3 protein-coding genes are annotated in these 3972 nt (G+C 69.0%); all 3 read right to left on the bottom strand.

The features are described from left to right. Positions 1–73 precede the first annotated feature (73 nt). From ACH4D3_RS41135 to ACH4D3_RS41125, 3 genes are read right to left on the bottom strand one after another with little or no spacing between them, the layout of a single operon-like run. Positions 74–523, bottom strand: a complete 450-nt coding sequence (locus ACH4D3_RS41135; RefSeq protein WP_398332878.1) for a DUF6262 family protein — start codon at positions 521–523, stop codon at positions 74–76. After that, positions 520–2676: a tyrosine-type recombinase/integrase gene (locus ACH4D3_RS41130; protein WP_398332877.1), complete on the bottom strand. Its 2157-nt coding sequence runs from the start codon at positions 2674–2676 to the stop codon at positions 520–522. The genes ACH4D3_RS41135 and ACH4D3_RS41130 overlap by 4 nt, the downstream gene beginning before the upstream one ends. Continuing rightward, the gene (locus tag ACH4D3_RS41125; protein ID WP_398332876.1) at positions 2666–3802 is read right to left on the bottom strand and encodes a tyrosine-type recombinase/integrase; all 1137 of its coding nucleotides are present in this window, start codon (positions 3800–3802) and stop codon (positions 2666–2668) included. Before ACH4D3_RS41125 ends, ACH4D3_RS41130 begins: the two co-directional genes overlap by 11 nt. Positions 3803–3972 lie beyond the last annotated feature (170 nt).

The raw sequence follows: 3972 nt of genomic DNA, 5'->3' as shown, positions 1-3972 counted from the left end.
CGTTATCGCCGGTTCGTTCGCGATCTGAGCATGTTTTGCAGCTCAGGACGGTTCTTCGATCGATGTGACGTGGTCAGCAGGGGCCGATGGTTCGCGTCCGCGGAACGGGGGTGTCGCCGCCTCGGCGGGCGAGTTCGCGTCGCAGGTCGAGGTTCTCGCCGTGGGCTCGTTCGAGCGCGTCCCGCAGGGCGTGTACTTCTTCTCGGTGCTGCTTCTTCAGGCGGGTGATCTGGCCGGTCAGTGCGAGGACGAGGGTGCTGTGCTCGTCCGCCGGAGGCGTCGGTGCGGGAACGGGTCGGGCCTGGGCCCGGAGTCGTTCGATGCGTCCTCGCAGGTCGGGGTGGTTATAGAGGAACGCATGGGAGACGCCGGCTTCCCTCTGGACGGCCTGAAAGGTGATCGGCTCACCGCGTTTGACCAGGGTGCGGATCGCCTTCTCTGCCGCCGTGGTCTTGGCCTGTGACTTGGCCTTCGCGGCGGTGGCGAGTGTCTGGGTGCGCTTGGAGCGAGCGTCGTCGGTCATGGCCGGGTCCTTCGGTGGCGGTCGAGGTCGAGGGTGAGCGGGACCGGGCCGGCGGGGGCAGCGCCGCAGCCGGCGCCCTGGATGGCGCGTCCGGGCTTGGAGCGGAGGGTGTCCAGGAGCTTGGTGAGGGCCGCGTGTTCGGCCCGCCGTTGCAGCAGCCAGACGTTGTCCTCGGGCATCGGGCGGCCGTGCCGCTGTTGGAACGCGGTGGTGCTGCGGTTGATCAGGGCCTCGGTCTCGTCCAACTGCCGTTCCAGAGCACTTTGGTGAGAGGCGTCGGTGACGAAGACCGAGCAGGTCAGACAGGCATTTCCCTTGTCGCAGGTCTGCAGGGGTGGCAGCAGGCACCAGCCGTGGGGCAGGAATCGGTCGGCGCGGTTGAACAGGTGGAGGCTGTCGTGGTCGTCGTGGGAGAAGGTGACGTGGGTGCCGTCTGCGCGGAGTTTCGCGGTGGCCAGGAACGCCTGCTCGGCGTGTTCCTGGCGGGCAGCGACGTAGTGCATCGTCATAGTCGGGGTCGCGTGTCCGGCATAGCGCATCAACACGTGGACGGGCAGGCCGAGTTCGGCGAGTCGGGTCAGCTTGGTGTGACGGAATCGGTGGGTGTGGCTGAGCCCGACGGACTTGCCCTTGCTGTCGGTGATCTTCACGATCTTGCTGAACTCGCGGAGCATCCAGCTGTAGGTGCCCGAGGGGTAGGGCTTGTCGCCCTGCCGGTTCCCGGTCCGCTGCAGGAACAGGTGACGCGGGGTGATGCCGGGGAAGTGCTCACGGACCCACCGTCGTTGTTCCTCGATGACCGCGACGACCTCGGCGTCGACGAGGATGTTGTCCGGCGCGATGTCGATCTTGCTCTGTGCGTAGTGGAAGCGGGCGATCTGTTCGCCTTCGGCGGCGTCGACGGCCCGGTCGGGGACCGGGGAGAGGCAGTCGAAGCGGCTGGTGCGGATCTCGCTGGCCCGTCGCCCGGTGAGGATCTGCAGCAGGATCATGCGCATGGCCTGCGGGTCGTCGAAGCCGCGGGTGGTGACCTGCTGTCCGTCACCGCGGGTGAGGGCCATCTCTTCGTGGCGGGCGAGCCCGAGCAGGGGCAGTGCGGCGGGGATCTGCGCGAGCGCGTGGTCGTCGACGTAGTGCTCGTCGTTGAGTTCGCGCCGGTCAGGGATGCGGGAGACCTGCCGGAACCAGCCGGCCGCGTGCGCGTCGGTGACCCGCGACCACGGGTTCGGCCCGAGGACCTGGCGGGCCTCGATGGGGTTCGCGGCGACGAACGCGAAGAGTTCGGCGACGGCCCGCAGGTCGTCGTTGACCAGGCGGGGATGGACGGGTTGCCCGGCGAACCGTTGCTCATTCTGTCGCAGGAGCCGGTTGGCGGGATCGGTGTCCCAGCGGCGGAAGGCTGCGGCCAGCTGGACCGCGTGGGCCGGGTCGCCCAGAACGTCGAGGGGGTCGGTGAAGGTCTGCAGCCACCGGTCGAAGCGGGCGAAGCACCGCATCCGCTCCTGGCTCACGGTCGACCAGCGCAACGTCCCGGCCTCCAATTGGGTGCCCAGGCACCACTTCACGGCCTCCCGCAGCCACGGCTGAGTGATCTTCGAGGGGGAACAGCCGTAGTGGGCCTGGGGTTCGTGCTCGGCCAGCGGAATCCGCGGATCGCAGCGCGGATGCCACTCGTCCAGAGACCACCAGGGCCCGTCCGAACAGCGGGCGAGGAGGGCCAGACGGGAGAAGCGGAAGATCACCCGCAGCCGGGCGACGCTGCCGCGGGGAATGAGGCGGCCCCAGCGGGTTGCATAGAACCACCGCTGCAGAGCGGCCGCGGTCTCCCAGTCCATGGTCCGGATCGAGGCAGGGAAAGGGTGCTGGTCGCGGATCGCGCGGCGCAGGATGTTCGCGAACTGGTTGGTGCCCAGCACCGAGGAGCGGGTCCCGTCCATCGCCTGCCAGTGCGCCATCCAGGCCAGTTCGGCGGCGATCCGGTCGGGCAGACCGGTCAGGTCGATGCTCCGGTCGCCGTTCTCGGTGATCTTCTCCCAGTCGTCGATGCCGTCCCTGATCACCGGCCCCTTCCAGGGCTCTGGCAACTCGGTCCAGAGCCGCCAGAACGGATCCTCGTCGCCGGCCGCATGGAGATGACGCTGTTCACCGGCCATCGTCGACCTGCCAGGCAGAGATGTACGACTTCCAGTTCGCCGCGGCCCGCAGGGCCTCGTCCTCGCGGACCCAGCCATAAAGGTCGAGCGTGGTCTGCACGTGTGCGTGACCGAGTCGGCGGGAGACCACCCACTCCGGCGTCCCGGCCAGCAACAGCGCGGTCGCGTGGCTGTGCCGGAACCAGTGCGGCGTCCAGGAGGCGGGGCCGACGCCCTTCTTGCGCAGGGCGGACACCTTGTCCCGCGCCGTGCCCTCGCGCAGGGCGGCCAGCAGCGGCGGCCGCTCCAGGTTCACCAGCAGCGGCGATCCGGTATCGATCTCGATGCCGAACTCGGCGGCCCGGCAGGCGAGGTGGGTGAGGTAGTCGGCGAATAGTCGCTCCAGGTCGCTGCCGACATAGACGCGTCGCGGGCGCATCATCTTCACCCTGGCCCCGTTCGTGTTGTCCTCGCGAGGCACGATCTCGGCATAGGGAGTGGAGCCACGGCCCATGACGAAGTCGCAGATCCGCAGGCCGAGGGCCTCTCCCAGGCGCATGCCGGTCTCCGCGAGCAGGGCGAACAGCAGCCGGTCGCGCAGGTTCCCTCTCCAGTCGCTGACCGTGGCGTCCGGCATCGCGCAGCCGTCCAGGATCGCCTGGATCTCGGTCGGCAGCAGCAGCGGAGGGCGCCCATGATGCCGCTGGCGCCGGACCCTGACCAGCGAGGACGGCGCGGGAGCGGTGCGGGCGTCCAGGTGCGCGAGCAGGCCCCGGGCCGGGGCCCGTCGCGGCGTCCCGCGCATGAGCCGGCCCGCGACCGGCACTGAGAAGACCGCCTCCTGCCAGCGGTAGAAGGAGATCAGCGCGGCCAGTCTCGCCTCCAACGTCCCGACCTCCGGGGCCTGTTCGGGCTCGACCAGGGTGTGCTCGACGGTGCGGCCATTGCGCAACCAGGACAGGAACCCCGCAACCGCCGGGACCCCGAGATCGCCCCACCTTCCGGTCTCGTCGCGCTGTTCGAGGAACGTCCACCACTGGGCCAGCGAAGTCGCATAGCCGCGGACCGTGTTCGGCGACCACAGCTGCCGATGGGCCTCCAGCCAGTCCTCGACCGGTGCGACGGTTCGGTACTTCTCGTCGATCACGGTCCACGTCCGCCGACCGTTCGCGGGCCGGACCGCCAAGCTATGCGCCACTGATGCCGTTCCGTCTCGTTGAAGAACTCCCGTTGATAGCAATGCATCAACGACGCAGAACGCTCACGGTGACGCTCGTTGCAGACAGCGAATCGAGGGGCTCACGCCCCGCTGATAAC

It is taken from the genome of Streptomyces sp. NPDC018026, from assembly GCF_044327745.1.
In the GTDB taxonomy this organism is placed as follows: domain Bacteria; phylum Actinomycetota; class Actinomycetes; order Streptomycetales; family Streptomycetaceae; genus Streptomyces; species Streptomyces rubrogriseus.
Note: the sequence above shows the minus strand (reverse complement) of the source record. Positions and strands in the feature narration are given on the sequence as shown.

Bases quoted from the DNA above. Each gene is read 5' to 3' on its own strand.
- ACH4D3_RS41130 (WP_398332877.1), bottom strand. From the start codon at position 2,676: ATGGCCGGTGAACAGCGTCATCTCCATGCGGCCGGCGACGAGGATCCG.
- ACH4D3_RS41135 (WP_398332878.1), bottom strand. From the start codon at position 523: ATGACCGACGACGCTCGCTCCAAGCGCACCCAGACACTCGCCACCGCC.